The 23,512-nt window shown below is 41.1% G+C and carries 19 protein-coding genes; 10 read left to right on the plus strand and 9 right to left on the minus strand.

Annotated elements, in window-relative coordinates; genetic code table 11:
* Window positions 1–6 precede the first annotated feature (6 nt).
* Window positions 7–1,500 (plus strand): glycerol kinase GlpK, encoded by a 1,494-nt coding sequence (gene glpK / locus ACIQZ2_RS07330; RefSeq protein WP_395768198.1) that lies wholly within the window; start codon window positions 7–9, stop codon window positions 1,498–1,500.
* On the opposite strand, the gene ACIQZ2_RS07335 is transcribed toward glpK, so the two are convergent.
* Window positions 1,497–1,619 carry a hypothetical protein gene (locus ACIQZ2_RS07335; RefSeq protein WP_395768199.1) on the minus strand — a complete coding sequence of 41 codons (123 nt, stop codon included), beginning with the start codon at window positions 1,617–1,619 and terminating at the stop codon, window positions 1,497–1,499. The genes glpK and ACIQZ2_RS07335 overlap by 4 nt on opposite strands.
* Window positions 1,620–1,630: 11 nt before the next feature.
* Window positions 1,631–3,106, minus strand: coding sequence for an arginine decarboxylase (locus tag ACIQZ2_RS07340; protein ID WP_395768200.1), 1,476 nt, complete (start codon window positions 3,104–3,106; stop codon window positions 1,631–1,633).
* 102 nt (window positions 3,107–3,208) lie between these two features.
* On the opposite strand from ACIQZ2_RS07340, the gene murC reads away from it, so the two are divergent.
* Window positions 3,209–4,582, plus strand: coding sequence for a UDP-N-acetylmuramate--L-alanine ligase (murC, locus tag ACIQZ2_RS07345; RefSeq protein ID WP_395768201.1), 1,374 nt, complete (start codon window positions 3,209–3,211; stop codon window positions 4,580–4,582).
* On the opposite strand, the gene ACIQZ2_RS07350 is transcribed toward murC, so the two are convergent.
* Window positions 4,568–5,842 (minus strand): DUF349 domain-containing protein, encoded by a 1,275-nt coding sequence (locus tag ACIQZ2_RS07350; RefSeq protein WP_395768202.1) that lies wholly within the window; start codon window positions 5,840–5,842, stop codon window positions 4,568–4,570. The two genes, murC and ACIQZ2_RS07350, sit on opposite strands and share 15 nt — an antisense overlap.
* Before the next feature lie 195 nt (window positions 5,843–6,037).
* Between ACIQZ2_RS07350 and ettA the strand changes: the two genes are divergently transcribed.
* The 4 genes from ettA (at window position 6,038) to ACIQZ2_RS07370 (ending at window position 11,576) form a co-directional block, all read left to right on the plus strand.
* A complete protein-coding gene (ettA, locus tag ACIQZ2_RS07355; protein ID WP_395768203.1) occupies window positions 6,038–7,702 on the plus strand; it encodes an energy-dependent translational throttle protein EttA in 1,665 nt (554 codons plus the stop codon).
* 144 nt (window positions 7,703–7,846) lie between these two features.
* Window positions 7,847–8,806 carry an AAA family ATPase gene (locus ACIQZ2_RS07360; RefSeq protein ID WP_395768204.1) on the plus strand — a complete coding sequence of 320 codons (960 nt, stop codon included), beginning with the start codon at window positions 7,847–7,849 and terminating at the stop codon, window positions 8,804–8,806.
* A 52-nt stretch (window positions 8,807–8,858) separates the two neighbouring features.
* Window positions 8,859–11,045, plus strand: a complete 2,187-nt coding sequence (locus tag ACIQZ2_RS07365; protein WP_395768205.1) for a glycosyl hydrolase family 28 protein — start codon at window positions 8,859–8,861, stop codon at window positions 11,043–11,045.
* 72 nt (window positions 11,046–11,117) lie between these two features.
* Complete coding sequence (locus tag ACIQZ2_RS07370; protein WP_395768206.1) at window positions 11,118–11,576, plus strand: DUF1569 domain-containing protein; 459 nt, start codon at window positions 11,118–11,120, stop codon at window positions 11,574–11,576.
* A gap of 67 nt (window positions 11,577–11,643) precedes the next feature.
* Here ACIQZ2_RS07370 and ACIQZ2_RS07375 read toward each other — a convergent pair whose 3' ends face one another.
* A complete protein-coding gene (locus tag ACIQZ2_RS07375) occupies window positions 11,644–14,337 on the minus strand; it encodes a glycoside hydrolase family 2 protein (RefSeq protein WP_395768207.1) in 2,694 nt (897 codons plus the stop codon).
* 102 nt (window positions 14,338–14,439) lie between these two features.
* On the opposite strand from ACIQZ2_RS07375, the gene ACIQZ2_RS07380 reads away from it, so the two are divergent.
* Complete coding sequence (locus ACIQZ2_RS07380; protein ID WP_395768208.1) at window positions 14,440–15,465, plus strand: NAD(P)H-dependent glycerol-3-phosphate dehydrogenase; 1,026 nt, start codon at window positions 14,440–14,442, stop codon at window positions 15,463–15,465.
* Here ACIQZ2_RS07380 and ACIQZ2_RS07385 read toward each other — a convergent pair.
* The 4 genes from ACIQZ2_RS07385 to ACIQZ2_RS07400 all read right to left on the minus strand — a co-directional run bounded on the left by ACIQZ2_RS07385 (window position 15,457) and on the right by ACIQZ2_RS07400 (window position 20,075).
* Complete coding sequence (locus ACIQZ2_RS07385) at window positions 15,457–15,852, minus strand: HIT family protein (protein ID WP_395768209.1); 396 nt, start codon at window positions 15,850–15,852, stop codon at window positions 15,457–15,459. The genes ACIQZ2_RS07380 and ACIQZ2_RS07385 overlap by 9 nt on opposite strands.
* A gap of 1 nt (window position 15,853) precedes the next feature.
* Window positions 15,854–17,827: a KUP/HAK/KT family potassium transporter gene (locus tag ACIQZ2_RS07390; RefSeq protein ID WP_395768210.1), complete on the minus strand. Its 1,974-nt coding sequence runs from the start codon at window positions 17,825–17,827 to the stop codon at window positions 15,854–15,856.
* Window positions 17,828–18,018: 191 nt separating this feature from the next.
* Window positions 18,019–19,383 carry a hypothetical protein gene (locus ACIQZ2_RS07395; protein ID WP_395768211.1) on the minus strand — a complete coding sequence of 455 codons (1,365 nt, stop codon included), beginning with the start codon at window positions 19,381–19,383 and terminating at the stop codon, window positions 18,019–18,021.
* On the minus strand, window positions 19,380–20,075 hold the full coding sequence (locus ACIQZ2_RS07400; RefSeq protein WP_395768212.1) for a helix-turn-helix domain-containing protein: 696 nt from the start codon (window positions 20,073–20,075) through the stop codon (window positions 19,380–19,382). The genes ACIQZ2_RS07395 and ACIQZ2_RS07400 overlap by 4 nt, the downstream gene beginning before the upstream one ends.
* A 111-nt stretch (window positions 20,076–20,186) precedes the next feature.
* On the opposite strand from ACIQZ2_RS07400, the gene ACIQZ2_RS07405 reads away from it, so the two are divergent.
* The 3 genes from ACIQZ2_RS07405 to ACIQZ2_RS07415 are packed head-to-tail and all read left to right on the plus strand — an operon-like array spanning window position 20,187 to window position 23,071.
* Entirely contained in the window at window positions 20,187–20,879 is a 693-nt protein-coding gene (locus tag ACIQZ2_RS07405) for a phosphoadenylyl-sulfate reductase (RefSeq protein WP_395768213.1), read from the plus strand.
* 9 nt (window positions 20,880–20,888) lie between these two features.
* On the plus strand, window positions 20,889–21,803 hold the full coding sequence (cysD, locus tag ACIQZ2_RS07410; protein ID WP_395768214.1) for a sulfate adenylyltransferase subunit CysD: 915 nt from the start codon (window positions 20,889–20,891) through the stop codon (window positions 21,801–21,803).
* Between the two features lie 17 nt (window positions 21,804–21,820).
* Window positions 21,821–23,071 (plus strand): sulfate adenylyltransferase subunit 1, encoded by a 1,251-nt coding sequence (locus ACIQZ2_RS07415; RefSeq protein WP_395768215.1) that lies wholly within the window; start codon window positions 21,821–21,823, stop codon window positions 23,069–23,071.
* Between the two features lies 1 nt (window position 23,072).
* Here the strand turns inward: ACIQZ2_RS07415 and ACIQZ2_RS07420 are convergent, their stop codons facing one another.
* Complete coding sequence (locus ACIQZ2_RS07420; RefSeq protein ID WP_395768216.1) at window positions 23,073–23,504, minus strand: sterol desaturase family protein; 432 nt, start codon at window positions 23,502–23,504, stop codon at window positions 23,073–23,075.
* Window positions 23,505–23,512 lie beyond the last annotated feature (8 nt).

The following is a 23,512-nucleotide window of genomic DNA, read 5'->3' on the forward strand; positions in this document are numbered from 1 at the left end:
TCGAACATGTACATCGGATCGATTGACCAAGGAACGACCAGTTCCCGTTTCATCATATTCAATAAAGGCGGGGATATTATTTCCGTAGGCCAAAAAGAACACAAACAAATTTATCCACAAGCCGGCTGGGTCGAACACGACCCCGCTGAAATATGGAAAAATACACAAGAAGTTATCGGCCTCGCTTTAGGCAAAGCGAATTTATCAGCCAAAGATATTGCAGCAGTAGGCATCACTAATCAACGTGAAACCACCGTTGCTTGGAATAAACATACCGGAAAAGCCTATTATAATGCTCTGGTTTGGCAAGATACCCGTGTTGGAAATGAACTAACTGAACTCGCCAAAGATGGGGGTATGGATCGGTTTCGTGCTAAAACGGGTTTGCCATTGGCCACCTATTTCAGTGGTTTAAAATTACGTTGGTTACTGAATAACATCGAAGGCCTCCGCCAGGATGCTGAAAAAGGCGATGCCTTGTTTGGAAATATGGATACCTTCATCGCTTGGCACCTTACGGGTGGGCCCGAAGGTGGTATCCACATAACTGATGTCACCAATGCTAGCCGTACGCAATTGATGGATTTGGCCACTTGCCAATGGGACGATGAAATTTTACAAGTATTGAACATCCCCAAAAAGATGCTCCCTGAAATAAAATCAAGTTCGATGGTCTATGGCCATGCGAAAGGGGTTTTGGACGGTGTGCCGGTGGCAGGGATTTTAGGGGACCAACAAGCCGCTTTGGTGGGCCAAACCTGTTTCAACCCAGGTCAAGGAAAAAATACCTACGGAACTGGTTGCTTCTTGTTGATGAATACCGGGCTAAAACCGGTGCCATCTCAACATGGTCTTCTGACTACGGTTGCTTATCAATTAGGTAATGAACCAGTACACTATGCCCTGGAAGGTTCTGTGGCAATTACGGGAGCTCTGGTTCAATGGTTACGTGATAATTTGGGGATTATAAAAAATAGCCCTGATATTGAAAAACTAGCTAAAGAAGTGGAGGACAACGGAGGATGCTATTTTGTACCAGCCTTCTCGGGTTTGTATGCTCCTTATTGGAAATCAGATGCGCGAGGCGTGATTGTAGGACTCACCCGTTATGTCAATAAAGCGCATATTGCACGTGCCGCACTAGAAGCTACCGCATTTCAAACTTGGGAAGTGTTGGAAGCGATGGAAAAAGACGCGGGCATAGCCATCAGTTCGCTACGTGTTGATGGAGGAATGGTTGTAAACCAATTATTAATGCAATTCCAATCTGATATTTTAGGTGAAGAAGTGATTTGCCCTAAAATTATAGAAACAACTGCCTTGGGAGCGGCTTATGCCGCAGGTCTTGCTGTGGGATATTGGGAAAACTTGGATGATCTTCGGAAGAATTGGGCTATTGCTCACACTTGGAAGCCAAGCATGCCATCCGAGAAGCGAAATCACCTTCGGAAACAATGGAAGAAAGCTGTTACAAAAAGTTTTGACTGGTCGGAAGACTAGCTTCTTTTAACTTTAGGGGCATCTGCACGTGTTGTACCATAAGCCGGACAATTGTTTTGCTGAGAGCAAGAACCAAGAATCATACCAGCTAAAACACCTACTGCAATTAATTTTTTCATATTCGTTTGAGTTATACGGAAGCTAAATTGCTAACCTTGGGGGTTTTCGACACATCATTAACGGATAGATCTGCCAAATTATTATCTGGAGTACTATATCCTAAAATTTGCAACATGGGAGCAGAAGTCTGCTCTTCTTGAAACAACCTCGTTGTAATTGTTCCATCCTCTAAGCGATCTACAATAACATGTTTAGGCGCAGGAATTAAACAATGTTGAATTCCACCATATCCACCCAACGATTCTTGATAAGCACCGGTGTGGAAAAATCCGACATATTGACGCTCTTGATCCTCCTCAAAAATAGGTAAATATAAATCGGAGCTATGCGCTTCGGTATTATAAAAATCCATCGAGTCACATGTCAGGCCACCTAAGTTGACCTTCTGGTAAGGTGAACTCCAATTATTTACAGGCAGCATAATGTATTTCTGGTTCATACCCCAAGAATCCGGTAATTGGGTGATAAATGAACCATCAATCATATACCACAACTCTTTATCATTTTGCAGCTTTTGGTCAATAATCTCATATAAAACCGCTCCACTTTCTCCTACAGTATAGGAACCAAATTCCGTGAAAATATTCGGAACAGGGACATTATTTTTATTACAAATCCAAGAGATGGATTCGACAATCTCATCTACCATGGCTTGGTAATCGTAATTAAATTGCAGGGATGTTTGTATAGGCAAGCCCCCTCCCAAATCAATCGAATCCAATTCTGGACACACTTTCTTTAACTCACAATATTTGTAAATAAAGCGACTCAACTCTGACCAATAGTAAGCAGAATCCTTAATCCCCGTATTGATGAAGAAGTGTAACATCTTCAAATTGAACTTGGGATTAGGCTTAATTTTGTCTTCATATAGGGTCTGTACATCCGAATAACGAACACCCAAGCGCGAAGTATAAAACGCAAAATCAGGCTCCTCATCCGTTGCAATTCGGATGGCTAAGTTCACCTTATCAGCTGTTACCATTTTTTCATAAAAATCAATTTCTTTCAAATTATCCAACACAGGGATGCAATTGAATCCATCATTGATTAACTCTGAAATGAACTGGGTATACAAAGGTTGTTTGTAGCCATTGCAAAGAATATAGGTAGATTTGGTGATTTTACCTTGACCATACATATCCCGAATAATCGGTATATCAAAGGCACTTGAAGTCTCTAAGTGGACATGTTGCTTCAACACTTCTTCCAAAATAAAAGAGAAATGTGATGACTTTGTGCAATAGCAATATGTATAGTTCCCCTTGTAATTATATTTCTTGATAGCATTACGAAAAAGCAATTTGGCATTTTCAATATGCTCTGAAATTTTAGGCAAATAGGATACTTTTAACGGCGTACCGTATTGTTTGATGATTTCCATCAAAGGTACGTTGTTAAATAACAACTCATTATTCTCATTGATATTGAATTCTCGCGTAGGGAATTCAATGGTTTGATCAATTAGATCGACGTAATTTTTCATTCAGTCAGATGAATTGTACTCAAGCGTACTTGAGTTTGTGGAAAAACGTGCAAAACTGCAATAAAAGTATGTACTTTGCAAACTAAATACAGATTAAGTTATATGTCGAAAATTCATTTTATCGCAATCGGTGGCGCGGCCATGCACAATTTAGCATTAGCTTTGAAGTCAAAAGGCTATGAAATTAGTGGCTCCGACGATGAAATTTACGAACCTTCAAGAAGCTTATTGGCTCAGCACGGCATTCTACCCGAGAAATTCGGCTGGTTCCCCGAAAAAATAACGAGCGACCTAGATGCAGTTATTGTGGGTATGCATGCACGAGCAGACAATTCAGAATTACTCAAAGCTCAAGAACTTGGCTTAGCGGTAGAATCTTATCCATCCTATTTATACAAGCAAAGCATAAACAAACAACGCATCGTTATTGCGGGAAGTCATGGAAAAACAAGTATTACGTCCATGGTATTACATGTATTAAAATCACTCGGACGTAAGTTTGATTATCTAGTAGGTGCGCGCATTGAAGGTTTTGAATTGATGGCATCCTTGTCAGACGCTCCCATAATTATCATAGAGGGCGACGAATACTTAGCTTCACCGATTGATCGCCGAGCAAAATTCTTATTGTACCAGCCCCATATTTGTTTGATTTCTGGCATAGCTTGGGATCATATCAATGTCTATCCGACATTTGAATCTTATACGGATTCATTCAAAACCCTCTTGCATGGTTTACCCAAAGCGGGTAGTTTATTTTTTGACCAAACCGATGTCGTTTTAAATGAATTAATCGCAGAATGTCCTGAGCATTGCGAAAAAACGGGATATGAAGCACATCCAGCCAACATCGAAAATGGCCAAACCATCTTAAAAGGTGAAGATGGGAAAGCTTATCCCATACAGGTTTTTGGAGAACATACCTTGAAAAATTTAAATGGGGCACGCTTAATCTGTGAACAGATTGGGGTTGCGCCAACTGAGTTTTATGAGGCAATGACCACATTCAAAGGTGCAGCGAAGCGGCTCGAATTAGTGGCTTCTTCAACGACGAGTTTGCTTTACAAGGATTTTGCCCATGCACCGTCCAAAGTAAAAGCAACGACGCAGGCTTTGAAAAATCAATTCCCAAATCGTAAACTAATTGCTTGCCTGGAACTTCATACGTTTAGCAGTTTAAACCCCGCTTTCTTGCCAGCATATGAAGGGACATTGGATTTAGCAGACGAGGCCTTTATCTATTTAAGTGAACATGCACGAGAAATCAAACGCATGGATCGAATAGAAGAATCTGTGGTACAAACCTATTTCAAACACCCTAAACTGAAAGTTATCCGTGACGCTGAAACACTGCAAAAAACATTGCAATCAGATTCATGGTCTAACTCCAATATCTTGATGATGTCATCAGGGACATTTGACGGGGTAGATTTACCTAGTTTAGGAGAAGCACAAGGTTTATCACGCGTTCAGTAGCGTGTCAAGCTCAGATTTAAATCCGGCTAGCAGCAACTCTTTCATACTTATCTTACGCTTTTGCGTATTGATTTTGCTGATGGTTGGTTTTTCTTCCATTTGGCGATCAAGTTCAGCTTGTGCAATGAAATCATCTAGCTCACCTCGCTCTTTCTTGGTCATATAATCCATTTGATTGATCATAATCTTTAATTGCTCGATACGAGGTTTCTCGTTTAATGCCGGATGACGATAAGATATCACCCGCAACAAATAATTCATTTCAAAAATTTTGTCGCAGGCATTTCGGAAACGCTCTGCCATTTGACGATCCATAGACTTGATTTGTGTAGCGATTTCTTTCCATTTTACTAGATAGGCTTTCGCTAAATCAGCCGTTGAAGCCATATTAGGCTGGTCATGCAATTTTAATTCTAGCTCACCGGTCATCATCGTTAATTCTTGAATGCGCGGATCAACACGTGGTTTGTATTCGATGCCTTTGACACGATTATATTTCTCAAAGAACATGTCATTTGCTTTCTTAAAATTCTTCCACAACATGGATTGTTTCTTTGGAGGCAGACCTATGACATTCTTCCATTCTTTTTGTAATTCTTTCACCTTAATGATAGAGTCATCTAAATCTTCTGCTTTACGCAACTGATGAACCGAATCAATAAAACCTTGTAATAGCGCAATTTTTTCATCAATCTGCTTATTCTTATCCTCAAAATAAGAACGGCGACGTAAGAAGAAATTATCCAATACTTCTTGGAAACTTTCACTTAAACTATCTTGATACTTTTTATCAACGGGACCTGTTTTAACCCATTTTAATTTCAAATCCATTAAATCCTCGGTCGCTTTCAACACATCTTCTTGACTTGCAACAAGCTTCGCATCTTCGATAAGGGCTCGCTTAATTTCGAGATTTTTTATTTGATTATTTTGAATCAAATCACGTAAAAATACTTCCAAAGAATCCAATTGCTTGAAAAGAGGCTCAAAATCTCCAAGTCCATCAAAATCAGCCAAATAAGCCTTCATCTGAACAACTTTGGTTAAATAAGAACCTTTATTCTGGACATCATTAATTTCAGAAGCCAATTGAATCACCTTCGTTTTAGCTAATTCAAAACGATTCACAAAATAGTCAAGAGCTTCTTGTTCTGTATTTCGAACAAATCCAATCTCACGTTGAGGGAAAGATAAAAAGGCATTGATGTACACCTTGCCGTCTTGGCAAAATCCGTACTCATTTTTAATGATGTGGCTCATAATAGGATTAAAATAAAGAGTTTCGAGCAAACGCGCTAACTCAAGGGCTAAACATAATCGGATTTATTCAAATAAAATCCTGACACAATTTATCTAAAAATTTATGAATAATTAAAGAATTCCGGGCCTGAAATTCAATTATTTACACAAATTTCACATTCTTTGCAGGTTCTTATCAATTATTAAGCAAATATCATGAGTAACGAGACAATTATCTTTTCAATGGAACGGGTTTCCAAGGTCATCCCTCCACAGAAAACGATTATTAAAAATATATACCTTTCATTTTTCTACGGGGCCAAAATCGGGGTATTAGGATTAAACGGATCCGGTAAATCAACCCTGCTGCGCATCATTGCAGGATTAGATAAATCGTACACGGGTGATGTGGTTTGGTCACCTGGTTACAGCGTGGGTATGCTCGAACAAGAGCCACAATTAGATCCCAACAAAACAGTTCTGGAAATTGTGGAAGAAGCAGTTGTTGAAATCAAAAACCTCTTAAAAGAATTTGATGAAATAAATGAAGCTTTTGCTGATCCAGATGCCGACTTTGATAAATTACTTGCTCGCCAAGGAGAGGTTCAAGAAAAATTAGACCATTGCAATGCATGGGAGTTAGATACTCGTTTAGAAAAAGCCATGGATGCTTTACGTTGTCCAGATTCTGATGCCTTAATTAGTACGCTTTCGGGGGGAGAAAAACGTCGAGTAGCACTTTGTCGCTTGCTATTACAAGAGCCTGATGTTTTGTTGTTGGATGAGCCTACGAACCATTTGGATGCAGAATCCGTGGATTGGTTAGAACAACACTTACGTCAATATAAGGGTACCGTTATTGCTGTTACGCACGATCGATATTTCTTAGATAATGTTGCGGGCTGGATTTTAGAATTGGATCGCGGCGAAGGTATTCCGTGGAAAGGAAATTATTCTTCATGGTTAGAGCAAAAACAAAACCGATTGGCACAAGAGGAAAAGACAGAATCTCGCCGTCAAAAAACCCTACAACGCGAGTTGGAATGGGTACGTATGGCTCCTAAAGCGCGCCAAGCGAAATCTAAAGCGCGTATTGGTGCTTATGAAAAATTACTTTCGGAAGAAAATCGTCAGAAAGAAGATAAGTTGGAATTGTTTATTCCAGCAGGTCCTCGTTTGGGAAATAAGGTGATTGAAGTACAAGGCGTTTCCAAATCTTTTGGTGATAAGTTACTGTATGAGGATGTAAGCTTCTCTCTACCTCCAGCTGGAATTGTTGGCATTATTGGACCTAACGGAGCAGGAAAAACGACAATGTTCAAACTGATCACTGGACAATTAACTCCTGATTCAGGTAGTTTCGAGGTAGGAGAAACGGTGAAGTTGGCCTATGTCGATCAAGAACACAATCAATTGCAAGCAGAAAAATCCGTTTACGAAACGATAGCAGAAGGTAATGATTGGATTATGCTAGGCGGAAAGCAATCAAATGCCCGGGCGTATGTGAGCAAGTTCAACTTTAATGGTGCAGATCAAGAGAAGAAAATTGGCAATTTATCTGGTGGAGAACGAAACCGAGTTCATTTAGCGATGATGTTGAAAGAAGGTGCGAATGTATTGTTGCTTGATGAGCCTACTAACGACTTGGATGTAAATACCTTACGTGCATTGGAGGAGGGTTTAGAAAATTTTGCGGGTTGTGCGGTGGTTATCTCCCACGATAGGTGGTTTTTGGATCGTATTGCGACACATATTTTGGCATTTGAAGGTGATTCACAAGTGACGTATTTTGAAGGAAATTATTCAGAGTACGAAGAAGCGCGCAAAAAGCGACTTGGCGATGCCGCACCGAAACGAATTCGTTATAAGAAATTGCAGTAAGAACCTGCGTGATGAATCCCAAAAGCTTTATCACTGATATTTTCTTATTTTTGTAGTCAACTTCGAAATATTAGCTTAGAATCACCGTGGAGTTTTTGGAGTAAATATCCTCGCTATCATTGTGATTTTTAAAAAATGGTAAGTATGAATTCGAGAGAAAAGATTCAAGCAGTCATTGATGAAATGGGCAAAGTGGTTGTAGGACAAGAGCGTCTGATCAACCGACTTTTAGTAGGGCTATTTACGGGTGGACACGTATTATTGGAAGGTGTTCCAGGCTTAGCCAAAACGCTTACGATTAACACTTTGGCTAAAATCTTGGATTTGCATTTCCAACGAATTCAATTCACCCCGGATTTATTACCGTCTGATTTGGTTGGGACAATGATATATAATCCGCTCAAGAACGAATTTGAAGTAAAGAAGGGTCCAATATTTTCTCAGATTATTTTGGCAGATGAGATTAACCGAGCTCCTGCTAAGGTGCAATCGGCCTTATTGGAAGCCATGGCAGAAAAGCAGGTTACGATAGGCGAAACAACTTACCCTTTAGATAAGCCATTTTTGGTTTTAGCTACCCAAAATCCCGTTGAGCAAGAGGGCACATTCCCATTGCCAGAAGCACAAGTAGACAGATTCATGTTGAAAGTTTTCTTGAATTATCTGGATAAGGAACAAGAGCTTGAGGTTATGCGTAAGATGTCGAATATGGATTTCGATTATGAACCAAAGGCGATTTTAGGACTTAAAGATATTCAAGCTATTCGCAAAGAAATCAATGAAATTACGATTTCAGAATCGCTGGAACGTTATATTATCGAATTGATTTTTGCTACTCGAAATCCGGCCGATTATGGGTTAACGAAGGAAGCGGATTATATTCAGTTTGGGGCTTCTCCCCGTGCGAGTATTCATTTGAATTTAGCATCTAAAGTAATGGCATACTTAGCAGGACGTGATTATGTACTTCCGGAAGACATCAAAGAAATGACGCCCGACGTGTTAAATCACCGGATTATTTTGACCTATGAGGCGGAAGCAGACAACATTACAAGTTTGCAAATCATTCAAACGATTTTAAGTTCGGTCGCAATTAATCGGTAATTAAGCAGTAAAAATGCGCTGTTTATTGCTTTAAAGGTCAAATTATGCCCTTATGAAACTTCGTTTAGCGCTGATCTTTAGCACCCTATTTTTTTTCAGCTTTACTAGTACAGAACCACTCCGTGTCTTCTTGATTGGTGATTCCACGATGGCCGACAAGATTCCTGCGGATTTTCCAGAGACTGGATGGGGAATGCCGTTCGCGAAACTATTCAATGAGGCTGTGGAGGTTCAAAACCATGCCTATAATGGGAGGAGCACGAAAAGTTTCCGGCGTGAGGGGCGCTGGGCGAAAGTGCAAGCTCAATTAAAAAAAGGCGATTATGTGTTTATTCAGTTTGGCCATAATGATGCCAAGGTAAGCGATACCTCCCGCTATGCCCCAGCTCAAACTGATTTCCGGGCGAATCTCATTCGATATGTGAAAGAAACGCGCGCTGTGGGCGCGACACCCATACTGTTAACGCCTACGCAACGGCGCAAATTTGACTCGACGGGCGTATTTGTGGATCAACATGCCGACTACCCTGCAGTTGTTCGCGAAGTTGCTGCACAAGAAAACGTGATGTTGATTGATGTGGAGAAAGCGAGTAAAGCGATTATCCAACAAGAAGGTCCCGAAGGTGCCAAAAAGTTATTCCTACATTATCCTGTTGGTATATTTAAAAAATTTATAAAAGGCGTAGCAGATGATACGCACTTCTCTCCTTATGGTGCGGCACGCATGGCGAATTTGGTGGCGGAAGCTATGGCTAATTCAACGGAGCATTTAAAAAGTTTCTTGAAGAAATCGATATATAGTCAGAAATACGAATTTGAATTACCGGTTGTTGCAGGAACGGCATTTAAAAAAGACACGTTTAATATTGTTCAATATGGAGCTAAAAATGCCGTTGGAGTATTGAATACGGGGGCGATCCAACAAGCCATTCAGTTTGCTAACCAACAAGGTGGTGGGGTTGTGTTGATCCCGGCAGGATTTTGGATTAGTGGTCCAGTTAAAATTTTATCAAATGTGAACTTACATTTGGCGAAAGGGGCGGTTTTGCAGTTTAGTAACAATCCAAAAGACTATCCGTTGGTGCGAACGAATTGGGAGGGTGTAGATGCGATTCGGGCACAATCGCCCATATCGGCTGTGGGCGCGCGAAACATTGCGATTACGGGTTTTGGGGTGATTGATGGTGCAGGAGAAGTATGGCGTCCGGTCAAAAAAGGAAAGTTGACAGCTGGGGAATGGGATAAATTGGTCGCATCTGGAGGTGTTTTGGATGCCAAAAAAGAAACGTGGTATCCGACAGCAGGAGCATTAAAAGCTTCCACGATGGATCGTCCGGGTGTCGTGGCGGCTGGGTTTACGGAGGCAAATACGGAGGAGATTAAGGAATTTGTTCGTCCGAATATGATCAGTTTGCGTGAATGTGAGCAGATTTTATTGGAGGGTGTAACGTTTCAAAACTCACCTGCTTGGAATATTCATCCATTACTATGTAAGCATTTAACGGTTGAAAATATCACCGTAAAGAACCCTTGGTTTGCGCAGAATGGGGATGGGATTGATATCGAATCTTGTGAGTATGTGGCGGTTCGTAATTCAAGTTTTGATGTGGGGGATGATGGCATTTGTTTGAAATCCGGAAAGGATGCAGAGGGCCGGAAGCGCGGCCGGCCAAGTGCACATATTCTTATCGAAAATTGTGTGGTATTCCATGGACATGGCGGGGTTGTTGTGGGGAGTGAAATGTCGGGCGGTGTTCATGATTTGTTTGTTCGCAATTGCCAATTTTTAGGAACCGATGTGGGATTACGTTTCAAGACGGCACGCGGTCGGGGTGGGATTGTGGAAAATGTATTTATTCGTGATATATCGATGAAAAATATCGCTGGCGAGGCAATCTTATTTGATATGTACTACCAAGGAAAAGATCCGGTGTCTACCTATGGAAATGGTAGCGAAACCCCTAAAATTGAATTAGTCCCTGTCAATGAGGGAACACCACAATTCAAAAATATTTATGTTGATAATGTGGTTGCCAAAGGTGCAGAAACGGGATTATTAATCCGCGGTTTGCCCGAAATGCCAATCCACCACATCAATTTGAGCAATTTGGACATCGAAAGTGTGCAAGGATACCGGGTAATTGAGGCGAGTGATATCGTCTTGAAACAAGCAAAATTTACGGAAACTGGGGCGAAAAAATCGGAGTTATTTCATGTGAAAAACTGGAAAATTAACTAACCACTTACCTTTGCCAATCCTCCAAGGTTTGGCAAAGGTAGGAGGTAAATACTTCAACTAATTGATAATTTTATGGCGTATCCATCTATTTATGATAACTCTACGACGCAATTACTCCATGCGCGAATCGATAAGCTAACTGAAAATTCTCAAGGAGTTTGGGGCAAAATGACCGTTGGGCAAATGTTATCACATTGTGCTGTTCCTTATGAACAAATTTTAGGATTAAATTCGATCCAACCTCCTATGTTCATGCGAATCATTTTGAAACTGTTTCTCAAAAAATCCATGATTAACGAAGTCCCGTACAAACAAAATTTACCAACTGCCCCCAGCTTTATTCGTACGGAACAATTTGACTTAGCTGAAGAAAAGATCAGATTAAAAGACCTTATCAAAACCATTCAAGAAATGGGCGCTGAAAAATTAGCTGAAACTCCTTCGTTAAGTTTAGGAAAACTGACAGCCACAGAATGGAATAATTTGCTGTATAAACATATCGATCATCACCTCAAACAATTTGGTGTTTAGCCTACCTTTGCCAATCCTCCAAGGTTTGGCAAAGGTAAGGGGGAAAAACTTCAAGTAACTGATATTTTTACTTGCGTAAAATAATAATACTCGGGTCCGTCACGAAACGGCCAGATTGATCTCCATAAAGCGCTAAACCACCACGTGTCGACTCAAAACGAATTACCAGTTTCCCTGCTCTCAAAGCTGCCTGCCATGCAGCTGGGGGAATAACACCCTGCACCAAATACCCATACGTCCCCGCCTCGTCCAATTTATTATTCCGAGCCTGATAATGCCACGACAAAATACCCTGATGGTCAGCCGGATCATCCGCTAGAACAGTTTCCAATGCCGGAATTCCATTGACCGAAACGCGCATCGAGGAAGAGGAAGGATAAACATCCGTTTGTGGATAAGCGTTTGGATTAACACTAGGGTCAAAAGTTCCCTTCCCCAACATATAATCCCCATCCATTTTTCCCCCACCTGGACGATCCTTGCCCAAAACAGGCTTTGAGGACGCCTCCACCATAAATCGAACCTCAGCAATATCGGAACCCGTAATGGGGAATTCATACTCAAAATAACCAACACCGGCCCCATTAACTTTATGCCCCAAAACACCTGTCCATTGCTTTTCTGGCCATAGCGAAGCACTAAATCGCTCTACAGGAACTGATACGAATTCCATTTTTGGATTCGAAGGCTTAGCATTCCCCTCTTCAACAATAATATGCCCAAAATTCCGATGCAACACTTTTCCCGCTACATCCATTAAAACAAATGAAAGGGTATTCACTGATTTATCTTTGGGCAAAATCACCGACAAAGAATCGAGAGCCTTCACATCCCAAGGAGCAAATTTTAGAGGTACCTCCTTCGTCCAATGTGTTTGCTTTTCACCCCACGCTGTTACGCCAGCGAACGAAATTTTCAAACGTAGCCCACCCGACATATCTGTCATCGATGACAGATGAAGCGGAATCTTAATGGTCTGTCCAGCCATCCCAGCCCAGGTAATTTCCTGACCCGTCGACACATAAAACGGCCCATGCAAATCCTTCAATGTCATCCCCGGCACAATTGCACCCAACCCAGTTTCCTTCTCCGTCCGATCAAATTTATAATAGCCATTCCACTCATTAATCACATCATGATGTTCCGTATACAACCAACCAGCCATTTTCGGATGATTCCGAAACGAATTCATCGCCTTATGATAATCAAACGTATAATCCACATCTCCCGTACTTCCCTGATACCCCCACACATTCCCAAACTCCGAATTAATCATCGGCTGTGCCCCTTGCACATAGCCCTTTTCAAAATTCCATTGACTCCCCGGAAATACATTTTTAGATTGATCAGCCATAACTTGATCCCACTCATAACCCGCCTGATACGCATGCCAAGACTGAATATCCGTCTCCGTATGTCCACGTCCACAACAAATCGAATTGTCTTCCACTAGGCGCGTTGGATCTAAAGATTTAGCCAAACGATACACCGAAGCCACCCACTTTTGCGTTTCCGGCGTGTAGACAGACTTCTTATCCTGCTTCGTAAACAAACCCCATGTTTCATTAAAAGTAATCCAAGAAAAAATCGCCGGATGATTAAAGTCGCGCTTCAACATCTCATGTAACGTATATTCTGTCTCCCGACGCATATCGGCATCCGGTTCTCCCCAGGAATTTGGCACATCTGACATCACCAATAACCCTAATTTATCAGCCCAATACAATTTACGCGGCACATCGACCTTAATGTGCGTACGAATACCATTTAACCCAATCCGCTTACTCCGTAAAATCTCATCTCGCATAAAGGCGTCAGATGGGAAAGTATAAAATCCATCAGCATGGTAACTTTGGTCAAGGGCCAACTGTAGATAAACAGGCTTATTATTCAATGCGATGTAAGGAATCTTAGAACCCGGTAACGGCGTCACCGAAATCTTCCTAAAACCGAAATATCCTTTCACCTGATCATTCCCTAAACTCAACGACAAATCATACAAATATGGATCCTCCAGTGACCATAAACGCGGTTTTGCCAATTTCAACGTAAGATCCGCTAAAGTATCTCCTTTTTTAACCGACACTCGAGCCGATTGCCCATTAGCCAGCTTTAATGCTAAAACAGCATCTTTGGAAGTAGCATTACCAAAGTAGGTCTTGATTCGAACTGTTCCATTATCTATATCAGGATAAACCGCATAGTGGTCGATGTAATCCGCCCCGCGCGCATCCAAATAGACCGTCTGCCATAGCCCCCGCGCATTCCCATAGCCCTGCTTCCCATATAAGGTAAACATACGGCGCTTATCATCCACGCGAATATCGACCGATTGAATCCCTACTTTCAAAAATGAAGTGACGTCAAAATCAAATGGGGTATATCCCCCTTTATGTTCCCCAACAAACCGACCATTTACATACACGGACGTATGCCAATCAGATGCACCAATGTTCAAAAACACGCGCTTAGAACCCCATGCGTCAGGCACTTGAAATGATCGATGATACCACGCTACATCGGCTTCATCTTTTACACCCGAAAGCTTCGATCCCCAAGGAAAAGGAACCTGAATCTTATGCGCAAATTTGGAAGGAATAACAAAGGTAGAATCAAAAGTAAAATCCCACGAACCATTTAAATTCAACCACTGTGACCGCATTAAATCAGGCCTTGGATGTTCCGGAAGGGGTTGAGATGTTTTCTGAGCAAATGCAACCGAGTTAGCCCCTAATAATAGGAGTATCAATAGTTTTTTCATAGGTTTAGATTTTAGCCAAGGCAAAGCCTTAGCGAGAAACAAATTTGGCAATTTTTCTGATTGTTTCAGCTAATTTTTAATTAAATAGGTAATTTTACGGCTATGAGTCAATTAGAAGAATTAAAAAAGAAAATCCCTACACAGGTTGCGGTTATCGGCGGAGGCAGTTGGGCTACAGCACTCGTTAAAATTTTATCTGAAAACCAGGTCAAAATCAAATGGTGGATCCGTCGGAAATCAGACGTTGACTTCATTCGTAAATACAATCATAACCCAAGCTACCTGACAGATGTAGCCATCAACCCCCGAAAAGTAAAAACCTACAGCAAGATGTCGGATGCACTAGCGGGTGTTGAATATATTATCCTAGCCGTCCCTGCTGCTTTCATTCCTGCAACGTTAAAAGATTTAAATCAAAAACACTTCGAAGGAAAGAAAATTGTATCTGCGATTAAAGGGATGATTCCAGAGGAAAATCTATTGGTCACCGACTGGATGGAAAAAGCATTCAATGTGCCCATTAGTCAAACTTGTGTAATTGCAGGACCTTGTCATGCAGAGGAAGTTGCGCTAGAAAAACAATCCTATTTGACCATTGCATCGCCTTCTTTAGCTATTGCACAATCATTTTCAAACTTATTGAATAGCCGCTTTCTGCAAGCTCATGCCATCGAAGATCTCTATGGGGTGGAATATTGTGCGGTTATCAAAAACATCATTGCGATGGCGTGCGGAATTACACGTGGCTTGGGATTTGGCGATAACTTTCAGGCTGTACTTGTAAGCAATGCCATGCAAGAAATTAAGATTTTCTTAGATGTGGTCTACCCTGAAGCTAAACGCGACTTAAACAGCTCAGGATATCTTGGGGACTTATTAGTGACGGCTTATTCGCAATTTTCACGTAACCGTACCTTTGGAAATATGATTGGTAAGGGATATTCTGTTAAATCAGCACAGATTGAAATGAACATGATTGCAGAAGGATACTATGCAGTGCGAAGTATTTATAGTATTTCACGCCAACATAACATTCACCTTCCCATCATAGAAGCCGTATACCATATCGTATATGAAAAGGCGAATCCTCAGGCAGAAATGAACAAATTAAAAGGATTCTTAAAGTAAATAAGAACGTATTTTCTCAGCCGTTGCAGCTAAAGATTCCTGTGATGGCTTAAGCTTCTCTTGTGAAAAGTTGATATCCAACATGCGGTTCAAGGGTACCAAATGCACATGTGCATGGGGAACTTCTAGGCCTATCACCGCTACACCGACTCGCCTACACGGAATCGCTTTTTTAATCGCAGGTGCTACCTTTTGAGCAAATTTCATCAAGTCGCCAAGCAATTCAGGCGCTAGATCAAAGATATAATCAACCTCTTGTTTGGGAATTACCAAAACGTGACCTTCCACTAAGGGCATCACATCGAGAAATGCCATAAATCGATCATCCTCAGCAATCAAGTGACATGGAATCTCCCGATTCACAATTTTGGTAAATATCGTCGCCATATTAGTCGATGCGTTTTAAATTACACTTGGTAATCGGCTTAATAATCAATGGTACTTTTTCCAATTTTACGGCATCACTATCTAAACCAAAGTATTTATCTTCCGAATGCGTAAATTGTTTAACAAAGAAATAGGCTTTCATAACCAGACGATCCATCAAAGGCATTTCATTGTCAAAAGACAAGAATTTCTCCAACACAACGAAACGGAAATCTCCAATCACGTTTTGCTCATTCAAGGATTTATAACGTGAAGTAATATCTACTTCTCCACGAGAAACCATTTCCTCTACCACCTTTCGGAAGTATAAATTAATACGCTGCTCCACACGGAAACCCAACTTAAAGTTAACTTTCACAATATCATCTGGTTCAATAACCGTTACTTTATAATCCATGGTATATGGATCATCCATGGTATCTACATGAACAAACCAGTAGATATCAGCCTTCTTGGGACGACGTTGAAAAATCGAATAAATTATCTTGGATTCAATATCAGTTACACGCGCTGCATTCGACATAAAAACCAAGTGCGTGGCATATTTTGGAATCGTTTCATCTCTACTTAGCTCCTTGAGTGGCTCGATGTAGTCAGCTAATTTCTCATATTCAGTTAACTTTTTCTTAATGCGTGTCGCCCGGAACCAAACCAACATAATTAAAATGATGACGCCCGCAATGAATAAAGAAACGTATCCTCCATGCCAAAATTTTTGCAAGTTGGCCACTAAGAAAGACCCCTCAAGAGAAACATAAACCACCAGGAATAATAGAATCCACCACATATCAACTTTCTTGATATGTAAATAATAGGCCATTAATGAGGTGGTCATCAACATGGTGAGCGTAATGGCTAATCCGTATGCTGCCTCCATGTTAGCAGACTCTCTGAACCACAATACAACACCAACACAGCCCATCCACAATAGTAGATTAATCGAAGGCACATACAATTGCCCTTTCTGATCGGATGGATAAATCAAACGAACGCGTGGCCATAGGTTTAACCGAATGGCTTCAGAGATTAATGTAAATGAGCCTGAAATCAAAGCTTGAGATGCAATCACCGCAGCAAGCGTAGCAAGCATAATACCAGAAAACAAAAACTGAACACCTAACTCTGATTTCAACAATTCAAAAATGGGCTTTTGGGCCCCTAACAAAGTACCATTCTGTGACAATAACCAGGCCCCTTGTCCAAAGTATTGAAGCAGTAGAGCAACTTTAACAAAAATCCATGAAACTCGAATATTCTCCCGACCACAATGGCCTAAATCAGAATACAAGGCTTCCGCACCAGTTGTACAAAGAAATACTGCACCTAAACTCCAGAAACCAGCACTCCCAGCTTGATGCGTTGTCAATAACTCCCAGGCATAGCTGGGATTAATAGCACGTAATATAGACCAATCATTTTCGATACCTAAAATACCCGTGAAAGCAAGCATTCCGAACCAGGCCAACATCACTGGTCCGAAAAATTTACCAACGATTTTCGTACCTAGTATTTGAAACAAAAATAATCCAGTTAAAATTATGATAACTAAAGGAACGGTATCTGTCACAAAAGGTGTTCCATCCGCATGATGCAACATGCGAAGTCCTTCAACTGCAGATGAGACTGAAATAGGAGGCGTAATAATACCATCAGCTAAAAGTGTAGCACCACCAATGATGGCAGGGAGCGTTAGCCATTTCGCATGCCGCCGAACCAACGCGAATAATGCAAAGATTCCACCTTCTCCTTTGTTGTCTGCACGCAGAATTAGAATAACATATTTTAATGTTGTTTGCAATGTCAAGGTCCAAAAAATACAGGATAAACCTCCCAAAACCGTTAATTCATTGATGGGATTATCTCCAATGATGGCCTGCATTACGTAGAGTGGAGATGTTCCAATATCCCCATAAATGATACCCATGGCTACCAAAAGACCGGCAGCCGTCATTTTATTCTTGTGTTTGTGTTCCATTCAACCTAAGGGTAGTAAAAGTTTTTTCAAATAGAGCCGCTTTATCTTAAGAGTGCAAATAATGCCTAAAATTGTACTATTTTGTACCATTTTCTTGAAATATTTCAAGAAGTGGAGGCAAATATAATTCAATGTTTTAGATATCAAATAGCTTTGAAAAACTTTTCAATAAATGCCTGAAAGCTTGAGAATTAACGCCCGTAATAATAACCAAAAATGATGTTCATTTCATCCTCAGAAGTAAGACCAAATCCAATAGGTTTAGAGGTGTCATTCAGGTAGGTTACTACCGAAGTTAAACCTTCTCCGGCTTGTAATAAAATGGGCGTATCGTAATTAATCACCTTAGGATGTTCCCAATCTGTGTTTTCATAGACGAGCTCGCCATCACGAGCGCCCCCTTTTATTTTAATTTGGAATAACTTACCTCTCGCATGAAAATGTGAGGTCAAGGAAACGATGGCGACTGGCTTGTCAAATTTAAAATCACGCGTAATTGTGGTTTTTTGATTGGCTGGTAAAGTAAAACTGTTGACGCTAAAGTCAATCATTTGAACGACCTTCTTCACCTGATCCGCCGGTACGGTGTACAGATTTACATAATTCTCTCCGTATAAACTTTCCGTGGTTTTATTGAAATAATGCGGATTTAAATCGATGGATGCATTTGCAGGAAGCTGTATCGCCATTCCAGCCGGGAAGGTGTAATCTGAATTAGGATCTGTACCGCCTCCTAGGAAAATATGATTAGACATCTGAAGAAATGTTAAAAAATTTAGAGAGTTGTCTAAATTTCTTAAATCTCTAATTTCATCAATTGCTGGCAAAGATGTTTTCGATCTAAAATCATATAAAACCATGTGATGACTATTGACTCTCGATTTTAACTTAATCCGTGATATATAAATGGGTTCAGCATTATTAAGCGACCGACGAACAAATAGTTCCCTTTCAAAATTTGGTGGAACCAGAAAACGATCCACTTTTAGTTGGACTCCTGCTTTTCCTTCTGCCGATGGCGTAGCTAATGGGGTAAAATTCGCATCAGGTACATAACTAGGGGTGGTATCATCCAATAATCGCGCATCTGCAACAACCCCAACACTCGGGGCCCCTGCATCGATCCACTTTTGCACAAAAGTCAAGGCCCCTTTGCTGATTGGCTTTCCACCCAAAGGCATTGGTGCACCATAATTTGTTAATCCATGATGAGTTAAATCCCAGTTAAGCTTATGAAAAAATAAACTTTCTCCTGAAGCAAATTTACGTACACGGAGTACTGAATTCTTGAGCGCGACCGAGTTAACAGAGGGCACTCCTACCAAATTTGCATACGAACTTCCTTTGGCAAGGACCAATCGATGCTGCGCAAAACCAGCATCTTTATTTGATAAATGACATCCCGAACTGGCACAAGATGGAGTTAATAATTTATCCTGCAACAAATCAAAAGATGAGGCAGTTGTGGTTTGTGGCGCAGGTACAATTCCTGGATCATTTGCCATTTTAGAACAAGCAAATGGCAAAGCTGCCAACAATACTATCCATTTTTTCATCGTAGTGAATAATGATCTTGATTTTCCCCTGGCTCGATTTTAAGCACCCGACTCAACACAAGTAAAACCATTTTGCGCGAAGCCAACCAGATAGGCAATTTACATTGTAATGCAAACTCAGCCAAGGTAATTTGTTCATTTAAACGTAAATATTCCATTAACCACTGCTCATGCGCACCATAAGCAAACGTCAAACCTTCCTCGTTCTCCCTGCGAAGAATTTGCTTCATTTCCTTGCTAGCTTGAATCGTACGGTCTTTTACCCGAACATAACAAACCGGATTAGGCTCCGAATCAAGTTGAACAAAATGAGGCTTATCGATGCTTTCAAAAACATGATAAACTAAAACCGACCGGCCATTTTCCAATGGTATTCGATAAACATGATAAGTAAATGCAGGAAAACAATACGTAGATATAGCTTTTTCTAAAACAAATTGATCTTCATCTACAAACTTGGACCCCTCTATATTTCCATCATCTGAGACACCTACAAACAAATGTCCACCATCTGAATTAGCAAATGCGACTAACTCTTTAACAATTTTTTCTGGGAACTTGACCTTCATTTTAAACTCGAGCCGTTGGCCCTCACCATGACGAACCAAATGCTTTAGATTTCGTAAATCCAAAAACATTTCGGCCTCTTCTCCAGAAGCTTGATCCAACAATATTTCGTCTCCCGTACGCATGGTCTATAAACTCTTTTCAATTTATAAAAGTTTTAAAACAAATACGTTTATTTTTTATATTAGTATAGCAATTCAATAGACTTTGTATATCTTTGTGAAAATTTCTTAAAAATGGTCACAGAAAATTTCGAAAAATCTCTTTTAGCGCTTTCGTTGCCTGAGCGATTGAAGCAAATTGAAACACTTTTTGTTGGCAATAATATCGTTTTTTCGACTTCTTTTGGACAAGAAGATCAAGCCATAACCCATGCAATCGCGTCCCAAAAGTTGAATATTGAAATCTTCACTTTGGATACCGGCAGGCAATTTCAAGAAAGCTATGAACTGATTGATCTCACTGTCAAAAAACTAGCATTCAGCCTAAAAACCTATTTCCCAAATACATCTGCCGTTGAAAATCTGGTGGAAACCAAAGGATTTAACTCCTTTTACACATCAGTCGAAAACAGAAAGGAATGTTGCTACATACGTAAAATTGAACCACTAAATAGGGCCTTACAAAAAGCCGATGTTTGGATAACTGGATTACGCGCTGCACAATCAGATAATCGCGCCGACATGCCCATGATTGAATGGGATGCTCAGAAAAATTTATACAAAATCAATCCAATAATAGATTGGTCTTTTGAAACCTTAGAGAATTATTTAGCTGAATATAAAGTCCCGCAAAATCCTTTACATAAAAAAGGTTTTATCTCGATTGGATGCGCACCTTGCACGCGAGCTATCGCTGCGGGAGAACACCCGCGCGCTGGTCGCTGGTGGTGGGAAAATTCCCAAAAAGAATGTGGTTTACACGCCTAATAGCAGAATATGAATAAGTTACACGATAAAATTGGACAGTTCCCGAGGCAGCTTGAGGATGAGTCCGTCTATATTATGCGCGAGGTTGCAGCTCAATTTGAGCACCCTGCCTTGCTATTTTCCGGTGGAAAAGATTCCATCACCTTAGTTCGTTTAGCTCAAAAAGCATTTTACCCTGGGAAGATCCCATTCCCTTTGGTACACATTGACACGGGACACAACTTCCCTGAAACAATCGAATTTCGGGATTGGTTAGCCAAAGAAACAGGGGCTGAATTAATCGTTCGGTATGTGCAGGATTCGATCGACCAAGGTAAAGCCAAAGAAGAATCTGGTAAATATGCCTCGCGAAATGTTTTACAAACGGTAACGCTGTTGGATACGATTGAAGAATTTAAATTTGATGCATGTATTGGCGGCGCACGCCGTGACGAAGAAAAAGCCCGCGCCAAAGAACGCATCTTCTCGGTACGTGATGACTTCGGTCAATGGGATGCCAAACGCCAGCGCCCCGAATTATTTGACATGTTGAACGGCCGTATTGCCGTAGGCGAAAATGTGCGGGTGTTCCCGATCTCCAACTGGACCGAATTGGATGTTTGGAACTACATCAAAGAAGAAAACATGGAAATCCCTTCCATTTACTTTTCGCACAAACGTCAAGTAATTGAACGCGATGGAATGCTTTGGGCTGATTCCGAACATTTAAATAAAGAGGCTGACGAAATTCCATTTGAGGCAACTGTCCGATTTAGGACCGTTGGCGATATGACCTGCACCGCTGCAGTAGCCTCGGATGCTACTGAAATCGACGTCATTATCGAAGAGATTCTTTCTGCGGAAATTTCGGAACGAGGTGCACGCATCGACGATAAACGCTCGGAAGCAGCGATGGAAAAAAGAAAACAACAGGGATATTTTTAATCAAGCGAAGAAAGACCATGGATATATTACGCATAGCAACCGCCGGTTCTGTTGATGATGGGAAAAGCACCTTGATCGGTCGTTTATTATACGAGACCAACTCAATCACCAAAGATAAAATTGAAGCGCTTGAAACCGCTTCAAAACGCAAAGGACTAGATTTTTTAGATCTTTCGCTGTTGACAGACGGCCTAATCGCAGAACGCGAGCAAGGAATCACCATCGATGTAGCGCACATTTATTTTTCTACCCCATCCCGTAAATACATCATTGCCGATACCCCGGGTCACGTAGAATATACCCGCAACATGGTCACTGGTGCATCTAACGCGAAGGTTTCTTTAATTTTGGTGGATGCCCGACAAGGTCTTGTGGAACAAACGGCACGCCACTTGTCGATCGCGGCTATGCTGCGCATTCCGAAAGTTATTATCTGCGTCAATAAAATGGACTTGGTTCAATATCAAGAATCGACTTTTGAGGAAATAAAAGCCAGTTTAACTGACCTAGTAGCGCAAACTACTTTCGAGGGACAGGAGGTTAGTTTCCTCCCTATCTCCTCATTATACGGTCAAAATATTACGTCCAAAGCTGAACACATGCCTTGGTTTACAGGCAATACGTTGTTGGGTGAATTGGAAGCTTTCGAATACGCCTCTGTACTGGCACATGCCCCCGCGCGTTTCCCGGTGCAATTTGTAATCCGCCCCATGACGGAAGCCTACCACGATTTTCGTGGTTATGCAGGTAAAATCAGTTCGGGTACGTTCAAGGTGGGTGATGCAGTTCGGGTATTGCCAACGGGCCAGGAAAGCCACATTGCGTCGATAGAAAAATATAACTCCAAGCTCGATCAAGCGATTGCCGGCGATTCCGTGACAATTACGTTAACAACTGACATTGACATCTCTCGTGGTAATACCATCGTTTTAGCAGCAGAATCCGCAGCCCCACAATTAAAAGATTTCTCCGCACAGGTTTGTTGGCTCGACCACCAAGCCCTCACCCCCGGAAAAACCTATTTATTGCAACATGGCATTAACATCACAAAAGCGAAAATTTCACAGATTACGGAGGGCTTGGATGTCGTCGCTCAAACTTCAACCGAAGGCGTTGATTCCTTGAAACTCAATGAAATAGGACGTATCGCATTGCGAACAGCCCAGCCGATTAGCGCAGATGTATATGCAAACAACCCTTCGAATGGAGCATTTATCTTGATCGATGAATTCTCCAACTCAACCGTTGGCGTGGGATTCGTTCAATAAATTATTGATACTTTTTAGGGGCATATAGGAAACCAAAAGCCTCGGCACCGTCCTTTGTATGGACTTCATGATGCACATAATGCGCCTTCATGATACGTTTCATGTAAGCTGATCCGGCCTTGTACTTGATTTTTATACGGCGATGCACGATGATATCGTGAAAAATAAAATAAAATATTCCATAGGTCGCAATGCCTAAGCCAATGTAAAACAGAGGCCACAACGCAGGCACCTCCGCTCCAACGATGATTGTTGCAGTGGATGAAATTCCAAAAACCACCGAAAAAAGGTCATTTTTCTCCAGCGGATTCTTGTGGTGTACATGATGTGATTCATGCCAATTCCACATAATGCCATGCATAATATATTTGTGTGTAAACCACGCAACCCCTTCCATACCTAGAAATGTGCCCAACCAAAGTAGAATACCCATAATTTTCA

Origin of the sequence: Aquirufa sp. (assembly GCF_044342065.1) — a bacterium.
Lineage (GTDB): Bacteria > Bacteroidota > Bacteroidia > Cytophagales > Spirosomataceae > Aquirufa.